Genomic DNA, 17,173 nt, shown 5'->3' on the forward strand with positions numbered 1-17,173 from the left:
GTGCGGGGTGTGGGGTGCGGGGTCACGTGCCGCCGGCAGCGGAATACCCCGCCGACGCGCGGCTCAGCCCTCGATACCGGCGGCGAGCGCGTCCTCGCAGCCGAGCAGCAGCACGCCGGCACTCCACGCATGAGACAGCGTGAGCAGCATCCCGGGCGGCTGAAAGCACAGGGTCTGGTAGTAGCGCTCGCTCACCATGCCGCGGTAGGCGTTGAAGTCGCCGTCGAACCGCGCCACGAACTGGCGGAAGCAGGCCAGCGACTCCAGCGCGCGCTCGCGGTAGTGCTCGTCGCCGATCGCCTCGGCGAGTTCGAGCATCTCCCGCGTCATCACCAGCCCGTAGGCGTGCAGGTGCTGGTTGGAAGTGGAAGCCTGATCGGCGCCGCGCGTGCCGAAGCCGTAGATGCCCAGCATCGACGTGGGCGCGAAAGCGACGTCGTAGGAGTAGCGGAACGTGAGGGCGAAGTCGGCGGCGCGGCGAGCAAGATCGATCCACCGCGAGTGGCCCGTCGCGCGATGAAGCGCGAGGTACGCCATCACGGCGACATAGCCGTCCTCGCTGGTCGGAGCGAGATCGACGTCCTCCGGGGCACCGTGCAGATTCTCCTCGTGCACCAGTGCGGCGTAGTGATCGCCGGCGCGTTCGGCAGCGGGAAGATAGCGCGGATCCCAGGCGGATGCCTCCGCCAGCGCACCGACCCACGCGAGGCCCGCGCTGCCCTGCCAGGAGAGCACTTCCCCGGTCTCCGCGTGATGGATGCTCCCGAGAGCCCCATCCGGGCGCTGTCTGGCCACCACCGCGTCCAGATTCGAGACGGCGGCACGACGCCAGGTGGGGTCATCGGTGAGTTCGACGGCGCGCACGAGGAACTGCGTCGCCTCACCGAGGGTTCGGCTGTGCAGCCCGCGACGGTAGTGCGTCCAGCTCTGCGTCCAGCCGGAGTCGCGGTACCAGACACCCCAGAACGTTCCGCTCGGCGACAGATCGGCGGTGCAGAAGTCGATGACCCGCTCGGCGGCTGTGCGCAACTCGGCGGCGTCAGTGCGGATGGCGTGGCGCAGCATCGCATACGCCCACGGGATTCCCGACACCCATCCCACGTGCATCGCCTGCCGGTCGACGCTCTTTCCGTCGCGACCACTGACCTCGCGATCGAAGCCGACGGTCTCCAGCAGCACGCCGGGGTCCGGGTCGTAGTGCCAGCGGTGCAGTCCCTCCGCGGCGAGCTCAGCCGCCGCGGCGATCCCGACCCACGGGCGCAGGGGAGCGGAGGCACGCGCCTGCGCATGCAGCTCGCGGAGCAGACGAGCGTAGTCGTGCCGATCCGCCGTGAGCGGATGCACGCGCACCGTCACTTCGGCGACGTCACCGGGGGTGAACCGGTGAAGTAGCCGTTCCACTGGTCGCGGGACCGCATCGCCGTAGTAGGTGACCGGGAACTCCCGCGAAGGAAACGTCGCCGACAGCACGGCCCGTCCGTCGCGCAGCGCGAAACCGAGACCGGTGAGGCCGAGCGCCGTGCGCGGCGGCGCCGACAGTGCTGAGCCCGAGGCTCCGGGCTCGGGCCAGACCATCACGACGGGCGTCGCTGCGCGATCGGAGCGGAAATGCCACTCGTCGCTGACGAACGCGGCGTGGTGATCGGCGTCTGACGCGCCAGCCTCGAACCGCGGAAAGATCCGGTCGTTGTCGGCCGGACGGTTGTCACCGAGGAACGCGCCAGGGATCAGCCACCACGGCTCGCGCGCTCCGGCCAGCTCGATCGAGACTCGCAGCGCGGCATCCACCGCAGCGTCACCGTGGAACGCGGCGCGCACGACGAAGGCAGCGTCGTTCGCGGGCGTCACGCTGATCGTAAAGTCCGCGGCGTCGGCGTCCAGCACCTCCACGACCGGCGCCGGCGTCGTCGCGGCGAACACGGTCACCTCGGGTCCCGTCGCTGCGGGGCGCGTCGGGTCATCGGGGCCCGCCGTCCAGCGGCCACTCCAGCAGGTCCACCTCCACGATCTCCGCCTCCGGATCCAGCGGAACACGGAACGTGCGCACCTGGTGCGGCCGGAAGGAGCCCTCGATCGTGCGCCCCACCAGGGGAAGCTCGATACGAGCCTCATCCTCACGCCCGAACGTCTCCACGGCGCGGACGATGAGGTCCGCCGGCGATCCCTCCGGCACGTCTTCGCTGCCCTTCACGGCGCTGACCATCACAGCGCCTTCGCCATCATCGGCGAAGCCCTGCACCGGCGCGAGATCACCGGCGTGGAACGACTCCTGCTGGGCACGGACCGGCGCGCCGAGCACGGTGGCTCGCCGTGTGGGCTGCGCCGCGCGCCAGTCACCCGCATGCGGGATCAGCTCGAGCGAGAAACGCTGCACACCCTGATCCTGGAACGAGTAGATGCCTTCCGCATCCAGCAGGCGCGGGTCGTGCCAGGAGTAGACCGGACTGCGAACCGCCGTGATCCCGATGCTGGGGACGTCCCCGCCGGCGGAACCGGCCGGTGACACATCCCAGCCGTGCTTGTTCGTGCACACCACGGTGAGTCCGGCGGGGGATCCGCCGACGCTGCCCGTGAGATCGACCCATGACTGGGCCGGCTCTTCGGCGCCGTCCACCGGCCGCTCGATCGTGCCATAGGGAATCTCGTACGTCGCGGCGGGATCTGCGAGGGCCACGGGGAAGCGCAGCTTCAGCAGGTGCGCCTTCTCGCGCCAGTCGAGTGTCACATCGACTCGCACGGCCGGGGCGTCGTGTGCGAGCAGGTACTCCTCGATCAGTCGGCTCTTGCCCCAGGCGCGTTCGACGCGCACCCGCGAACGGAGGGGTCCGCTCTCGCGCACCACGATGCGGTCGAGGGTCATCGCCGCGCCGGGCCAGGCGTAGGTGACGACGCGGTGGCCCCACGTGTCGGTGGGGTCCTCGCAGATGGCGGTGCGCGGGGCACCGCGGGTGCCCGCGACGGGATCGGTTCCCGACGCCTTGTGCAGCAACGAGATCAGATCGCCCGTGGCGGGATCCAGCTCCACGCGGACGTGATCGTTCTCCAGCACGGTGCCATCGTCGGAGACGGACAGCGCCGAGCGGGTCACCGGCGCGGGACCCGGCAGCAGGCGGTAGAGCGCGTAGCCGAGAGCAGGCACATCGGCGCGGAACGTGACGGCACCGCGCCCGCGGTCACCCGTCGTGGCGGTGGACTGCGTGGCCTGGGACAGCACCTCGGCACCCGCGTGGTCCACCACGCGCACGCCGTTGGGCTGCACGCCGTACTGCATGTCCACCTCAACCGACACCGGCCACGGGTGCGGGTTGAACACCACGATCGGCTGCGTGGCGGTGTCCATCGGGATGTCGATCCGACGCGCGATCCGGTTGTGCACGCGGGTGATGATGCGCTTCGCGATCGCGACGGCTTCGCCGAGCTGATCGCGAGCGTCGTCGTAGGACGGCTCGATGGCCGAACCCGGCAGGATGTCGTGGAACTGGTTGAAGAGGATCTGCTTCCACGCACGCTCGAAGTCGTCGCGCGGGTAGTCGGCACCTGTCAGCACCGTGTCGATGGCCGCCCAGCGCTCGGCGGAGAGCACGGCGTACTGCGCGCGCCGCTGCCAGGCCTTGATGCCGGAGTGCGCGGAGTAGCACCCCGGGGCGTGGTGCTGCAGGTCGTCGCGGCGCACCGCGAGGGAGTCGAGGAACGCGTCGCCGCGGGCGCGCATCTCGTCGAAGTAGGCGCGTGGTGACGACATCGTCATCCTCCCGAAGGTTCCCATCCGGTCGTAGCGGTGGATTGAGTCGATGTTGGCGCGCGTGGGGCCGCCGCCGTGATTGCCGACGCCGTAGAACACCATGGCCTCGCCGAGCGAACGATCCAGCTGACCCAGCGACTTCTCCGTCTGCCCCGCCACGTCTCCCGGCGGGCTGCAGTACTCGAACGGGATCCGGTACCCGAGCACGCGCGAGCCATCCGGCGACTCCCAGTGAAACAGCGTGCCGTCGAGGTCCCCCTCGTGCGGGCCGGGCCGCAGGAAGCAGTACGAGTCGATGCGCTGTCCGCGCAGGATCTGGGGAAGGCTCGCGCTGTGGCCGAACGGGTCCACGTTCATCCCGGCCGTGGCGATGGTGCCGAACCGGTCGTACAGGTAACGCTGGCCGTACAGGCCCTGGCGGGCGAACGACTCGCCCATCGGCATGTTGCAGTCCGGCTCCACCCACCAGCCGCCGACATTGACCCAACGGCCCTCGGCGACACGCTGCGCGATGCGCGCGAACATCTCCGAATCCTGCTCCTCCACCCAGGACAGCAGCACGATCTGATCGCAGGTGAACACGAAATCGGGATACTCGTCCATGCGATCGAGAGCGCTGGCGAAGGTGGCGCGCGCCTCCTGATAGCCCTCCTGCCACGGCCACAGCCACACCGGATCCAGATGGGCGTTGCCGATCATGTGCAGGGTGCGATCAGGCGTGGCGGCAGGGCGCGAGACGTGCGCGAGGAAGGCCGGTTGCGCTCCCGAGGGGGCGTTCGCGATCGGTGCTCGTTGGTGGTCGGCGGTCATGACGGCTCCTCTCCGGCTGCCCAGGCATCCAGCATCTCCGACAGCGCGTGCAGGAGGAAGGTGTGCAGCTCCTGGATCCGCGGGGTCTGCGTACTTGGCGCGAGCAGGACGTGATCGGCGAGGGCGAGCGACGCGCCGCCGTCGCCTCCCGCGAACAGCAGGGTGGTGGCGCCGGTGGCGCGAGCGGCGGTGAGGCCGCGCACGATGTTGGCGGACCGACCCGACGTGGTGAAAGCCGCGACCACGTCGCCCGGGCCGACCAGCGCCTCCACCTGACGGGAGAACACGTCCTCGAACGCGTAGTCGTTGGCGATGCACGTGGACACGGTGGCATCCGTCGTGAGAGTGACGGCGGGCAGCGGACGTCGGTCGCGCTTGTAATGCCCGATCAGCTCCCCCGTGAAGTGCTGTGCGTCGGCCGCGCTGCCGCCGTTGCCGAACGTGTACAGGGTGCCGCCGTCGGCGAACGCGCGGATGAGCACGGCGCCGACCGCGCGAACGTCATCCAGCAGATCGGTGGCGTCCTCGGCCACGCGGATATGCGTGTCGAGCTGTGTGTCGAGCCAGTCAGACATGGGTGGGATCCTCCGTGACAGGTGTCGAGGTGGGTTCGGGTGCCGTGGTGCGGATGAGGTCGAGGGCGCGGGCACCGGCACCCACCACGCACACCTCGTCGCCGAGGCCGGCCAGGCACACCTCCACGGCGGCAGCCGCCGGGGGCATGGCGGTGGCGCGCACCGTCTCGCGGACCGGATCGAGCAGAAGCGAACCCGCGCGGGTGACTCCGCCGCCGAGCACCACCACGTGCGGTTCGAAGAGGTTCACCAGATCGGTGACGGCCTGGCCGAGCAGCGCGGTGGTCTCGTCCCACACCGCGGCAGCGACGGTGTCGCCGGCGGCGGCCGCGCGGGAGACGTCCTCCGCGCGCACGGTGTCGAGATCCCGCAGCGATGAGGGGGTGTTGACCGAGGTGAGCAGTTCGTTCGCCCGCACTGCGATGTTGGTGCCGGAGGCATACGCCTCCAGACAGCCGCGACGCCCACAGGCGCAGAGTCGTCCGCCGGGGCGCACCGTGAGATGGCCGAACTCGCCGCCGTTGCCCGCTGCGCCGCGGTGCAGCATGCCGTCGATCACCGCACCACCCCCGACGCCCGTGGACAGGGTGAGGTACAGCGCGGTGTCGGCATCGGCCGCAGCGCCGTAGCGGTACTCGCCGAGGGCGCCGGCGGTCGCGTCGTTCTCGAGCACCGCGGGGACACCGAACGCCTCGGACGTCAGCGCGACGATCGGCACATCGATCCAGCCCGGCAGATGCAGCGGATGAGTGAGCACACCGCGGACCGCGTCCAGAGGGCCGCCGCAGCTGATGCCCACTGCCGCAGGGGCGCCGATGCCGGCGGCCGCGATGCTGCGGCGCCCCATGTCGAACAGGTGCTCGATCACCGCTTCGGGACCGCGTTCCTTGCGGGTGGGCTCCGACAGGAATCCGTGGGTGCGGCCGTCGGCCGACACCATGGCCACGGCGAGCTTGGTGCCGCCGATGTCGAGTGCGAGCACGGGCTGCTGCGTTGCCATTCGTTCCTCCGGACTCCACGGTGAGCGACGAACGCCCAGTGTGACATCGTTCCCACATCATAGCAAGACGATGCGCCGCCACAAGATCCGAATCGGTTCGGATCCGGCTCAGGCGGCGGGAGGAGCGATGGATCCCCGGTCCAGGAAGCTGGTGGGCAGCACCAGCGTGCGCACCGGTGCGTCCGGGGTGTCGATGCGCTCCAGCAGCGTGCGCAGGGCTGTCGCGCCCAGCGCTCCCGCGTCCTGCTGGCGGGTGGAGACGCCGGGGCGCACCATGCTCATCCACGGGGCGTCATCGAAGCCCGCGACGCTGACGTCCTCCGGAATGCGTAGTCCGAGTTCCGCTGCCGCGCGCCAGGTGCCCTCGGTGAGCACGTTGTTGGCCGCGAACACGGCGGTGGGACGATCCGGCAGCGAGAGCAGGTGGCGGGCGGCCGCAGCGGCATCGCCGGCGTCCCATCCCGCCTGCACGATCAATGACTCGTCCGGGCGGATGCGCTGCGCGGCCAGGGCGTCGAGATAGCCGCGCTGACGCTCGTCACCCGTGGTCCATTCGGTCTCATCGATCAGCAGAGCGATGCGTCGGTGCCCCGCGGCGAGGAGTCGGCTGGTGGTGTCGCGGGCGGCCGCACGGTTGTCGACCACGACGGCGTCGGTGCCGTCGGCGTCGAAGCGGCGGTCCACCTCGATCAGGGGCACGCCGATGCGCGTCAGATACTCGCTGAGCCCGCGGGTCACGGGGGTGGCGATCACACCCGACACGCGGGAGGCGACCAGGGCTTCTGCCGCATCGATCTCACCCGTGCTGTCGCCGTGCAGATCCACCAGCACGATGGTGCGACCATGGGCGCGGGCCTCCTGTCCGATGCCCGAGGCCAGTTCCGCATAGAAGACGTTGCGCAGGTCCGAGACGAGCACTCCCACGGATCGGCTGGTGCGCTGCTTGAGGCTTCGCGCCGTGGCGTCCACCACATAGCCGATCTCCTTGGCCACCGCACGCACGCGCTCGCGCACCTCGGGAGCCGCATATCCGTTGCCCGACATCGCGCGCGATGCGGTGGATCGAGAGACTCCCGCAGCCTCTGCCACCTCGCGAATCGTGGGGCGAGCGATCGGAGCGCGTCGCGGCTCGCTCACGACTTCTCGATCTCGACGAGAGCCTCGGCATGCTGGCCGAGGCGAAGGTCGCCGATGGTGACGTCCACGGCGATGCGTCGGCGTCGCCCCCCGGTCGAGGGTGTGACGATGAACTGCACAGCGGCCTCCTCGCGAGGATCGAGCTCCAGCTCGAACTCCGGCTGGGACGAGCGCCAGCCTATCGGCAGCAGCGGTGCCAGCCGTGCGACGGCGCGGTGCGGCAGAGGATTGCGGACCTCGACGGTGTACTCCAGCTCGTCGCCGATGTGCGCGCGGCGACGGTAGGGGAGCAGCCGCGCCGCCTGTCCATCGGGGCCGATCGCGATGTCGTCGAGCGGGAGGAGGCGGTGATGCAGCGTGTCGACCAGCTCGGCGGACTCGGCGAGATAGTCGAGATAAGCGTCATCCACCCAGCGGGGTTCCCAGTGGCCGCTCGCCAGCAGTCCCGGTGCCAGGCGTCGGTAGAGCGCGGCACTCTGGCCGTAATCGCCGAGGCGGAACAGGTTCCGGTACTGGTAGTTCATGATGTCCCGGCGCCCGTCGCGCCCGCCGAGACCCTCCTGCTGGTCACCGGTGAACACGACGGTCAGCTCGTCCACCTCCAGCTCGTACGCCACCGCATAGAGCGTGTGTCCGGGCTGCGGGTGCGGGGTGATCGTGTACTCGTTCCAGCGCACCGGCTCGCCGAGCGCCAGCACGCGATCCGCCGAGATCGGGTCGTACCACTGGCAGGGCAGATCCTCGCGCCAGGGGTCGGCCATCACCGGTGCCACGTTCTCCGGAATCCAGAGTTCGGTGCCCTCCACCTCCCGCAGCAGCGGCATGCCGGCGATGTGGTCGTCGTGGTAGTGCGTCGGCAGGGCGACCGAGATGTGCGTCACCCCATGATCGCGACGCAGCGCGGGCAGCGAGGCGAGCCAGGGGCGCCGCGCGGCGCGCTCCTGCCCCGGCACGAGCCCGGTGGTCATGTCGTAGCCGTAGTCGATGATCAGCGCCTCGCCGGTCTCGGAGAGTAGCACGTACGAGCACGACATCGAGGTGCGATTCAGCAGCAGATGCGGGGTCAGGGCGACGAACGGATCGTCGAGTCGGGCCTGCAGATCCCAGGGATAGGAGCGGCGGGAATCGACGTACTCTTGCATCGTGCGAGCCAGCGCGTCCAGTGCCACAGCGGCATCTTCCATGACGTCGCCGTGTGAAGGGGCGAGCCGGGTGACGCTCTCGGCGATGAGGATGTGTGCGCTGAGCACGGTCATCGCGGGGCCCTCGTTCTGTGTGTACGACCACTGCGTTGCCGCCAGCGACCACACCTTGCCCGGCGCATAGATGAGGTCTCCGCAGAACGCGATCCGCTCGTCATCGCGATCCAGCAGGTACGACACGGAGCCGATCGTGTGACCCGGGGTGGGCAGCACGCGCAGCCGGACACCGGCCGCCTCGAGCTCGCGGTACTCCGGGACGACAGCATCGACGGGAACCGGCTCCAGGAGGGAGAAGCGATCTTGGCGCAGGTTGTAGTCGTTGTCGAGCTGGCGCGTGGTCCACATCTCGTCCACCCGATCGAACAGCTCTCGCTCGACGGGCGGCACGTGGATGCGCGCGCCGTGGCCCGCGGCGAGCGGGAGTCCCTGCGCTTGATCGCGATGGTGGTGAGTCATCAGGACGTCGGTGATCCGGCGGATGCCGAGCGCGGCCAGATGATCCAGCGCGAGTCCGGAGCCGAAGTCGATCGCCACCGCGTCGCGCTCGCCCTCCGGAGCTGCCGGATCCACGAGGAGGTAGACGGCGCACGTGTCGGCGATGCGCCACACGCCGCGCGCCACTTCGACGGGGGTGTTCATCTACGGCTCGCGCGGTAGTCGCTCCAGGTGCGGGCGATCTCGGCGAGGTGCTCGGGATCGATCGGCTCGGCTTCGCTCACCTGCTCGATGTAGTAGAGCGCGGGGACGCCGAGACCCGCCTGCGTGCGCGCGTAGTCCAGCCATTCCGCGCGATTGGGCATGGGCCACTGGTCGGTGTCCACGGGGTGGTGCGGCAGCACGGCGGCGATGATCTCGTGGCGGGCGCGCAGCTGCGCGGCCACGGAGACGGGGGCGCCGGCGGTGTCGTGCTCCAGCACGTCGTTGGTGCGGATCATGTCCGCGACGTCGCCGAACGACGGGTGCACGGTGTGCGTGATGACGAGTGCGTCGGGCTTGGTGCGTTTCGCCGCCGCGTGCAGGTGCGAGACGAGTCGGTGCAGCGCGGCGATGCCCCAGACGCCGTCGCTGTCGGGAGCCGAGCGCAGCATCGTGCCGCTCGGGGTGCGCTGGGTGAAGTCCACCTTGAAGCCGTCGGCGTTCAGGCCGTCGGCGGAGAGCAGCCGTTCCACAATCGCGTCGAGGCGCTGCAGGTACGCGGGGCTGCTGGGGTCGACGGCCACTGGGCGACCCGCCGCGTCGGTGACGCACTCCGACGGGGGCAGCCCCGCCGGATCCCACGCCTTCCACCACAGCAGCACCCGTCGGCCGAGCTCGTGCTGGTGGGCGATCCAGCCACGCATGTCGGGCCAGGCGTCCGTATCGGGTTCCGCGGTGCCGTACTGCGCCTGCCAGCGGTCGTCGATGACGATCGTGCCGGGATCGAGCGCTCCGGCCGTCAGTCGGGTGAGGAATTCGTCGTAGATGTCCTGGCGACAGAGGTCCGGGGCGGGGGCGCCGCCGCGAGCCACCTGTGCTCCCCAGCCGCAGAACAGCGGCTCCAGCCACCAGGGCGACGGCGTGTGCACTTGGAGGGGAGCGAAGCCGTGCGCGACGAGATCGTCGCGGTAGCCGCTGAGGGCTTGCGCCGGGGAGTCGACGGGCGCGAGGACCACGGTGGGCGAGCGCCACACGCCGTGGACCGCGGTGTGCCCTTCGAACGACAGTCGCAGCAGCGCGCCGTCATCGACCGGATCGAAGCGCATTGTCGTGAACCCGAGATTCGCGACATCGTCTCGCAACCAGGCGGCGAGCCAGGGACCCGGTGGAGGGGTGAAGGGATCCGTCACGGGCGCGCGGCCGAAGGCGAGCGCCAGCGGAGGCGGGGAGAACACGCCGTTCAGGCGGCCGGGGTCGGCGTCGCCCACCACGCCGAGCGAGGCGGCCGACCAGATCGGCCGCACGAAGGCCACGGGCTCGGTGGGGCTCGGAACGTAGAGCGACTGCGCGTCTAAGCCGGAGCGGAAGACACCTGCGGCACCCGTGGGAAGGACGCCGTCGCCACCGAGGATCGTGACATCGGTGAGCTCACCCGCGCCGTGTGCCTCGAGGGTGACCTCCACGCCCTCGTTCGTGCAGCGCAGCTCCAGCACGCGCTGGTCCCACGCCGTCGATTCGGTGCGCACGCGGATCACGACCGCGTCGTCCTGGGTTTCGACTTCGGGTTCGTGGTGGCGCATGCTCTCGTCGCGGGCGGTGCGCGTGTGTGCGCTGGAGAGGGCGCACAGCCGCATCCAGCGGGTGCCGTCGGCCGCGGAGAATGCGAAGTACGGCGAGCGCCGCAGTCCGTCCGGGCCCGTTCTCCAGGAGAGGGAGTAGGAGGGTGTGCGCACCGTGATCCGGTCGGGCGCACTCGTCAGCGAAGGCGCGGAGCTCATGCTTATAGTCTATGTGACAACGTTCCCAGTTGCTGTCGATTTCGGGAGTTGGGGGTGCGTAGCGTCAGCGGGGGTTTCGTGTCCTGGAGTCTTGTGTCCTGGGCTTCGCGCCCTGGGGCCTCGTCTTGTGCCCGGGGTTTCGTGTCCTGGAGCCTTGTGCCCGGGGATTTCGTGTCCTGGGACCTTGTGCCCGGGGTTTCGTGTCCTGGGGCCTTGTGCCACGGCGCCGTCTCAGGAGCGCAGCGCTACGCGGGTCTGCGTCTGCGCCGCGCCGCAGTCCCGCTTGAGGCGACGCAAGAGCTGGTCGAGCGCGGCGGTGTCGCGCACGTGTGCGCGCAGCAGGTAGTCGTACGGTCCCGTGACGTGGACGGCGTCGACGATCTGTTCGAGCGGGGCGATGCTGGTCGTGAAGGTCTCATCATCGGTCACCGAATCGAAGCGGACATCGATGAAGACCTCCAGGCCACCACGCGGTCCCGGGGCGTCCTTGCCGGTCAGCACCGTATACCCGAGGATGATGCCCTCGGCTTCCAGGCGTCGCACCCGCGCGGCCGTCGCGTTGGTGCTGAGCCCCACCATGCGACCGAGCTCACTGAACGAACGGCGTGCGTTCTCCTGCAGAAGGCCGAGGATCTTCTCGTCTTGGCTGTCCATGCCGTACACATTAGTCGTGGCGCCGCGCGAATGAGTGATGTCCGTCGGGGCGCTGGAATCGCTGGTTGGCGTCGTGACCCGTCGCGATCTGCATCGTCAGAGGTTCAGGTCTGTTGGAAGAGAACGACCGCGACGCGGTCTTCACCGCAGATCTGCACGTACCAGATGCCCTCCTCGCCCTCCTCGCTGAGACAGCTGAGGGGTATCCAAGCGAGATGGCGCATACGCCTGTCACAGTCGGGGCAGTGCATGTACTCGGCGTCCTGTAGCCACAGCGGATGGCCCCCGAGGACCGGCACCTCGTCGCAGTCGGCGTGGGTTCGCCAGAGGGATGTGGATCCACTCGCATGTTCTGCGGCCGGTGCCCACGTGGCGCGCAGGGCGGGCGCTGAGTCGTGTCGCTCGGGGACGTCCGCATGCCCGAGCTCGATCCGGCTGCTGCCGTCGGCCTCGTAGCGCACCCAGTCCTGGATACCGTCGCCCGTCGTGCCCGCGAACATCGCGCACCAGGGGCAGGCAGGGACCGACACGACCCCGGTCAATCCGAACGCGTGGTAGCGCGGGTTCGCTCCATCGATCGTGACCGCATTGATGAGCGCTCCCTCACACCGTGGGCACCGGCCATCGGCTCGTCCCCCGATGGAATCGCCGACCGGTGATGCTTCGCTCCGTCGAAAGACGACCGCGGAGGGGAAGGTCAGGTCGTGTTGTGAGCCGTCGGTCGCCGGCTCCCAATCGGCCTGCAGCGCGTACACCTCGGGACCGACGTGCAGCTGCTCCCGCCAACGCGGCGGGTCCTGCTCCCAGGCGCGAAAACGCGCCGCAACGGCGTCGCCGCCGATGAACGCCAGGGCGTGCAGTGTCTTGCCTGCGGTCGCATCGGGATCCTTGAGGAGGGCAAGCAGTCGATCTCTGGTCGCGGGCGAAGCGTCCTTCAGGAAGAAGGACGGATGCTCCTCCGCCTGCGGTGCATCGGCGAAGGCGTGAGTATCAAGGTTGCGTAGCGCGGCGAGATTGACGGCCTCGGCGGACCACTCGGGCTTGGTGCGTGATCCGCGTCCACGGGAGTGCGGCGTTGCCAACTCCGCCAGGCGAGCCGCAGCCTGCTCCTGAGTCAGCGCCATGATCGCCTCGTAGCGTTGCCGCTGTGTGCACCGCCAGCATTCACCCCGGCCGAAGTGCGGTTGCCTGCAGGAAGGGCAGGATCGCTGCCTTCTCATCGCACCTCGGTTCTCTCGCGGCGGCGAGCATGCGCGGCAGTGTTGCGCGGGCGGGGGCTCTCGGCTCCCACTCGCAGACACCCTAGCTGGCGTTGTGGATGCGCGGTACTTCGGGTGGCGGGTGAGCGAGGCAGTGGTGTCTGCCTTTGTGCGGTCGGGGCGGTTGTTCCGTGGCTCATGGGCGGCGGCGAGGGGATGCGCGCAGGCGGCGAGCGGCCGTGCACGCTGCGGCGGCCGCGTGGCGGCGGTTCATGCTCCTGTGCGGCCGATGGTGGGAGATTGCCGGCGCCTGGAACGTTGGGATTTTGGGGTCTGGGGGTCTGGGGGCTGTGAGGCCCTGGAACCTGAGCCTGGGGACGAGACTCAGGTTGTGCCTTCTTCGGGACCCGAGGGATGTGTGTCGTGCGGGATTGTCGAGGGGGTGTGCGCTGCGGGGTTGCCGAACGCGTGCGCTGTGCGCGTTGTCGAGACCGCCATGCAGACTGATGCTCCGCGGGGCAGGTGTTCGTTATTTGGCTCCGGCACCCTGGCAGAAGATGTCGCGGTCGAGCCTGGTAGAGCGTCCGTACTTTCTCACGCATATCTCATGACATTCTCATTACAAACAGTCGAATATAGATTCGAAAAATGGGAGAATGAAGCATGGACACAACGGCAGCACCGACACCGCTCGCGGACGACACAACGAGCGCGTCTACCGTGGTGGATGTGTCGGCGATGCTGACCAGGATGTCCGCTGCCCATGCTGAGTCGCTGGGGAATGGCGACTTGGGCTACGGAAGCGACGTGGTGCATCGCAGTGCCGTCATGCATGGCAGTGCCGTCATGCATGGAGACGGCGCGGTGCCGGCAATTGATGGACCGGTGGGGGAGTTGGCGGGTTTGTTGGAGCAGGCTCGCCGGTTGCAGCGGGTGACGGCGATGTTGGCGGCGGTGCAGGCGTCGTTGTGGTCGCGTGTTCTGGCGTGGGCGATGGATGCGGGTTCGTCGGTGTCGCGGTCTTCGTCTTCGTCTTCGGTGGAGTTGGCGGTGCGTTCGGTGGCGGCTGAGTTTGGTGCCGCGTTGAATCTGAGTGATCAGCAGGTGCAGCGTCAGTTCAATGATGCGTACACGCTGGTGACGTGTTTCCCCGCGACGCATGCTGCTCTGGATGGTGGGTTGATCACTGCTGCGCATGCGCGGGTGATTGTGCGGGCTGGTGCGGGCATCGTTGATGATGTGGCGCGGGGCGCGTACGAGGGGGAAGCCGTGGTGCGGGCGCAGTCGACGACGACGTGGCGGTTGAAGGGCATGCTGGCTGAGGTGGCGGAGCAGGTGATGCCGGTGTCGCTGGATGAGCGTCACCGTGAGGCCCGGAAGGCGCGTTGCATCACTCTCACTGACGACAGTGACGGGATGTCGAATCTGTCGGTGTTCCTGCCGACGCTGCTCGCTCACGGTGCTGTTGACCGCATCATGAGCATGGCACGCACCATCAAACACGACCCCGACAATGCCGCCGCAAGTGACCACCCCGCCGCTCCTGATGCCTTCTCTGCTCCTCACGGCTCCGGCACTCCTGACGCCTCTGTTGTTACTGACGATGCGGGCGCCGCTTACGGCACCTCTGATGCCGCCGGCGCTGCTCACGATCAGAATGTGGCTGGTGCGGCCGATTCGACGCTTGGCGATCTTGGCGGTGTCAGCGGTGAGGCTGATTCGCGGACGTTGCAGCAGGTCGCGGTCGATGTGTTCTGTGATCTCCTGCTGGGTGCTGCGCCGACCACGACGTCGGATGCTGTCGCGGCGATCCGCGGTCGGGTGCAGGTCACCGTCCCGGTGACGACGCTCGCTGGGCTCACCGACACCGGTGCCATCCTCACCGGTGTCGGGCCGGTGGATGCCGAGACCGTGCGCGCCTTCGCTGCGCATCAGCCGGGCTGGGACCGCATCATGACGGACGCCGTGAGCAACGAGATCCTTGCCGTCGATCGGTACACCCCGTCCACGGGGATGCGCCGTTTCCTCGCCGCGCGTGACGAGCACTGCCGCTTCCCGGGATGTCGCCGCCCGGTGCACCAGTGTGACCTTGACCACACGCAAGCGTGGGAAGACGGCGGAGAGACCTGTATCGACAACCTCGCCCACCTCTGCCGCCGACACCACGTCCTGAAGCACAACTCCGCGTGGACCGTCGAGAACCTCGGCGGCGGGGTCCTGCGCTGGACCAGCCCCCTCGGCTACGAGTACATCGACACCCCACCACACCACACTGTGACGTTCACACCGCTCTCCGAGTGCGAATCGACCCTGGCAGGGGAACCCATCGCCGCCGGCGGTTCACGTGCTCCCGCGATACCGACCGGACCTGCCCTCCCGGACGCCCCACCGCCGTTCTAGGCTCACAGCGTGCGCGGCTCCGCCTTGCGACGCAATACGCCCCACCGTTGCACCTGACTGTCCCATCGCGCTCGCCCCTGACTTATGGTGCCCAGGTGCCCAGGTGCCCAGGTGCCCAGGTGCCCAGGTGCCCAGGTGCCCAGGTGCCCAGGTGCCCAGGTGCCCAGGTGCCCAGGTGCCCAGGTGCCCAGGTGTCCAGGTGTCCAGGTGTCCAGGTGTCCAGGTGTCCAGGTGTCCAGGTGTCCAGGTGTCCAGGTGTCCAGGTGTCCAGGTGTCCAGGTGTCCAGGTGTCCAGGTGCCCAGGTGCCCAGGTGCCCAGGTGTCCAGGTGCCCAGGCGCGCGGGAGACTGGCCCCCATTCATCGTGCACTTCGCCGTTCCGTGTGACCATCCCATGGAGACACACCCCTGGCGCACGGTGCGCAGGTGACGGTGTGTGGGCGCGGTCGCATTCATTCATCCGGGGACCGAGCTCTGCGTCGTGTCGTCATGCAGTCCGCGGTTCCGCGCGACCATCCAGCCGTGCGCGTCCCTGAGATGCGATGCACGGTCGAACATCTATCTTTCCGCGCGTCGTGGCACCCATTCATTTCACCGCTCCCGGTCGCTCTCCGTCGCGCTCGCCGCGGACGCACGGCGTGCACGTGGGGTGGGCGGGAGAGCTGACGCTCATTCGTCTGGCGGGTGCGGTGCCGCGTGGGGTCAAGTCCCCGGTAGTAGTGTCCTTCCGTTTGCCGTTCCGTGGGTCAAGTCCCACCTCGCTGTCCCGTCGCGTTCGTCCTCGCCCGACGGTGCGCAGGTGGGGGTGGGCGGGAGAGGTGACACGTGCGCGATGACCTTCGGCACGCGCCCAACGGTTATCCCGCCTACTGGCCTCCGAATTGTCCGCCGTGCGGCGACTCTCCACCGCATGTCCACTGCCCGAATCTCGCGTGCGGACCGAGATTATTCTCCTGAAGGCGGCATTGACCGCGTGAATGTTCGTGGAACAGCGAATGTGTCCGCGCTCCTCGTGCGCCCACCGCACACTGACTGGATGATCAATGAGGTGTGGGGCGCGGCTGGTGCCGGGGCGATGGCGGGACTCGGTGTCGCGATGCCTCTCGGTGCCATCGGGGCGATGCTCCTGCGTGAAGCGCTGGTGCACGGGCGACGCCGTGGTGTCGCGGCGGCTCTCGGAATCGCGACCACCGATGTCATCTACTGCGCGGTCGCCACGGCCACCGGCACGCTGCTGGCCGGGCTGATCGAGAGCTTTCGTGCCGGATTCCTTCTCGCGTCCGGACTCCTCGTGGTCCTGATCGGGCTGCGGCAGCTGCGTGGCAGCATCACGACGCGATCTGCGCACAGTGCTGAGGCGACCGCCCCTTCCGCCGGTTCGGCCTACCTCCGCTTTGCCGGGCTCACCGCACTCAACCCGATGACGCTCGTCTACTTCATCGCGCTGGGCGGAGCCGTGAGCGCACCCACGGGCTCGCCTGCGGCTCCGATCGCCTTTGTCGTCTCCGCCGGCATCGCTTCGCTCGGCTGGCAACTCCTGCTCGTCGCCACGGGCTCGCTCTTCCGCCGTGCGGCGGGGGAGCGGACCGCGCGCGTGATCGGTGTCGTCGCCTCGGCCCTGGTGCTCCTCCTCGGTGTCGGCGTTGTCGCCAGCGGCATCACCGCACTCGTCAGCGGAGCCTGACGACGAACAGGTTGGTTCGCACGACCTCCGACTGCACCGGGTCGGCCAGCGCCCGGCGCGCAGGATCGGCGCGCGGTCCGGGCCCTGGTGCTCCTCCTCGGTGTCGGCGTCGTCGCCAGCGGCATCACCGCACTCGTCAGCGGAGCCTGACGGCGAACAGGTTGGTTCGCACGACCCTCTGATTGCACCAGTCGGCCAGCGCCCGGCGCGCAGGATCGGCGCGCGGTCCGGGCCCTGGTGCTCCTCCTCGGTGTCGGCGTTGTCGCCAGCGGCATCACCGCACTCGTCAGCGGAGCCTGACGACGAACAGGTTGGTTCGCACGACCTCCGACTGCACCGGGTCGGCCAGCGCCCGGC

General features: G+C 69.0%; 11 protein-coding genes. 2 read left to right on the forward strand and 9 right to left on the reverse strand.

Translation table 11 applies throughout. From position 1 onward, the window contains the following. Positions 1–63 precede the first annotated feature (63 nt). From ACI3KU_RS18475 to ACI3KU_RS18515, 9 genes are all read right to left on the reverse strand, one after another. Entirely contained in the window at positions 64–1,926 is a 1,863-nt protein-coding gene (locus ACI3KU_RS18475) for a hypothetical protein (protein ID WP_404923801.1), read from the reverse strand. A gap of 31 nt (positions 1,927–1,957) precedes the next feature. Next, positions 1,958–4,552 (reverse strand): alpha-mannosidase, encoded by a 2,595-nt coding sequence (locus ACI3KU_RS18480; protein WP_404923802.1) that lies wholly within the window; start codon positions 4,550–4,552, stop codon positions 1,958–1,960. Then, on the reverse strand, positions 4,549–5,127 hold the full coding sequence (locus ACI3KU_RS18485; protein ID WP_404923803.1) for an SIS domain-containing protein: 579 nt from the start codon (positions 5,125–5,127) through the stop codon (positions 4,549–4,551). Before ACI3KU_RS18485 ends, ACI3KU_RS18480 begins: the two co-directional genes overlap by 4 nt. Beyond that, complete coding sequence (locus ACI3KU_RS18490) at positions 5,120–6,127, reverse strand: ROK family protein (protein ID WP_404923804.1); 1,008 nt, start codon at positions 6,125–6,127, stop codon at positions 5,120–5,122. The genes ACI3KU_RS18485 and ACI3KU_RS18490 overlap by 8 nt, the downstream gene beginning before the upstream one ends. 108 nt (positions 6,128–6,235) lie before the next feature. After that, on the reverse strand, positions 6,236–7,264 hold the full coding sequence (locus tag ACI3KU_RS18495) for a LacI family DNA-binding transcriptional regulator (RefSeq protein WP_404923805.1): 1,029 nt from the start codon (positions 7,262–7,264) through the stop codon (positions 6,236–6,238). Beyond that, positions 7,261–9,105: an MBL fold metallo-hydrolase gene (locus tag ACI3KU_RS18500; RefSeq protein ID WP_404923806.1), complete on the reverse strand. Its 1,845-nt coding sequence runs from the start codon at positions 9,103–9,105 to the stop codon at positions 7,261–7,263. Before ACI3KU_RS18500 ends, ACI3KU_RS18495 begins: the two co-directional genes overlap by 4 nt. Continuing rightward, complete coding sequence (locus ACI3KU_RS18505) at positions 9,102–10,880, reverse strand: hypothetical protein (RefSeq protein WP_404923807.1); 1,779 nt, start codon at positions 10,878–10,880, stop codon at positions 9,102–9,104. Before ACI3KU_RS18505 ends, ACI3KU_RS18500 begins: the two co-directional genes overlap by 4 nt. A gap of 231 nt (positions 10,881–11,111) precedes the next feature. Beyond that, complete coding sequence (locus ACI3KU_RS18510) at positions 11,112–11,534, reverse strand: Lrp/AsnC family transcriptional regulator (protein WP_404923808.1); 423 nt, start codon at positions 11,532–11,534, stop codon at positions 11,112–11,114. 104 nt (positions 11,535–11,638) lie between these two features. Further along, complete coding sequence (locus tag ACI3KU_RS18515) at positions 11,639–12,658, reverse strand: hypothetical protein (protein WP_404923809.1); 1,020 nt, start codon at positions 12,656–12,658, stop codon at positions 11,639–11,641. Positions 12,659–13,396: 738 nt separating this feature from the next. Between ACI3KU_RS18515 and ACI3KU_RS18520 the strand changes: the two genes are divergently transcribed. Then, positions 13,397–15,133 carry a DUF222 domain-containing protein gene (locus ACI3KU_RS18520; protein WP_404923810.1) on the forward strand — a complete coding sequence of 579 codons (1,737 nt, stop codon included), beginning with the start codon at positions 13,397–13,399 and terminating at the stop codon, positions 15,131–15,133. A gap of 1,035 nt (positions 15,134–16,168) precedes the next feature. Beyond that, a complete protein-coding gene (locus ACI3KU_RS18525; protein WP_404923811.1) occupies positions 16,169–16,816 on the forward strand; it encodes a LysE family transporter in 648 nt (215 codons plus the stop codon). Positions 16,817–17,173 lie beyond the last annotated feature (357 nt).

Origin of the sequence: Microbacterium sp. ZW T5_56 (assembly GCF_044987425.1) — a bacterium.
Classification (GTDB): Bacteria; Actinomycetota; Actinomycetes; order Actinomycetales; family Microbacteriaceae; genus Microbacterium.

Bases quoted from the DNA above. Each gene is read 5' to 3' on its own strand.
- ACI3KU_RS18485 (WP_404923803.1), bottom strand. From the start codon at position 5,127: ATGTCTGACTGGCTCGACACACAGCTCGACACGCATATCCGCGTGGCC.
- ACI3KU_RS18505 (WP_404923807.1), bottom strand. From the start codon at position 10,880: ATGAGCTCCGCGCCTTCGCTGACGAGTGCGCCCGACCGGATCACGGTG.
- ACI3KU_RS18525 (WP_404923811.1), top strand. From the start codon at position 16,169: ATGATCAATGAGGTGTGGGGCGCGGCTGGTGCCGGGGCGATGGCGGGA.
- ACI3KU_RS18510 (WP_404923808.1), bottom strand. From the start codon at position 11,534: ATGGACAGCCAAGACGAGAAGATCCTCGGCCTTCTGCAGGAGAACGCA.
- ACI3KU_RS18515 (WP_404923809.1), bottom strand. From the start codon at position 12,658: ATGGCGCTGACTCAGGAGCAGGCTGCGGCTCGCCTGGCGGAGTTGGCA.
- ACI3KU_RS18520 (WP_404923810.1), top strand. From the start codon at position 13,397: ATGGACACAACGGCAGCACCGACACCGCTCGCGGACGACACAACGAGC.
- ACI3KU_RS18480 (WP_404923802.1), bottom strand. From the start codon at position 4,552: ATGACCGCCGACCACCAACGAGCACCGATCGCGAACGCCCCCTCGGGA.
- ACI3KU_RS18500 (WP_404923806.1), bottom strand. From the start codon at position 9,105: ATGAACACCCCCGTCGAAGTGGCGCGCGGCGTGTGGCGCATCGCCGAC.
- ACI3KU_RS18490 (WP_404923804.1), bottom strand. From the start codon at position 6,127: ATGGCAACGCAGCAGCCCGTGCTCGCACTCGACATCGGCGGCACCAAG.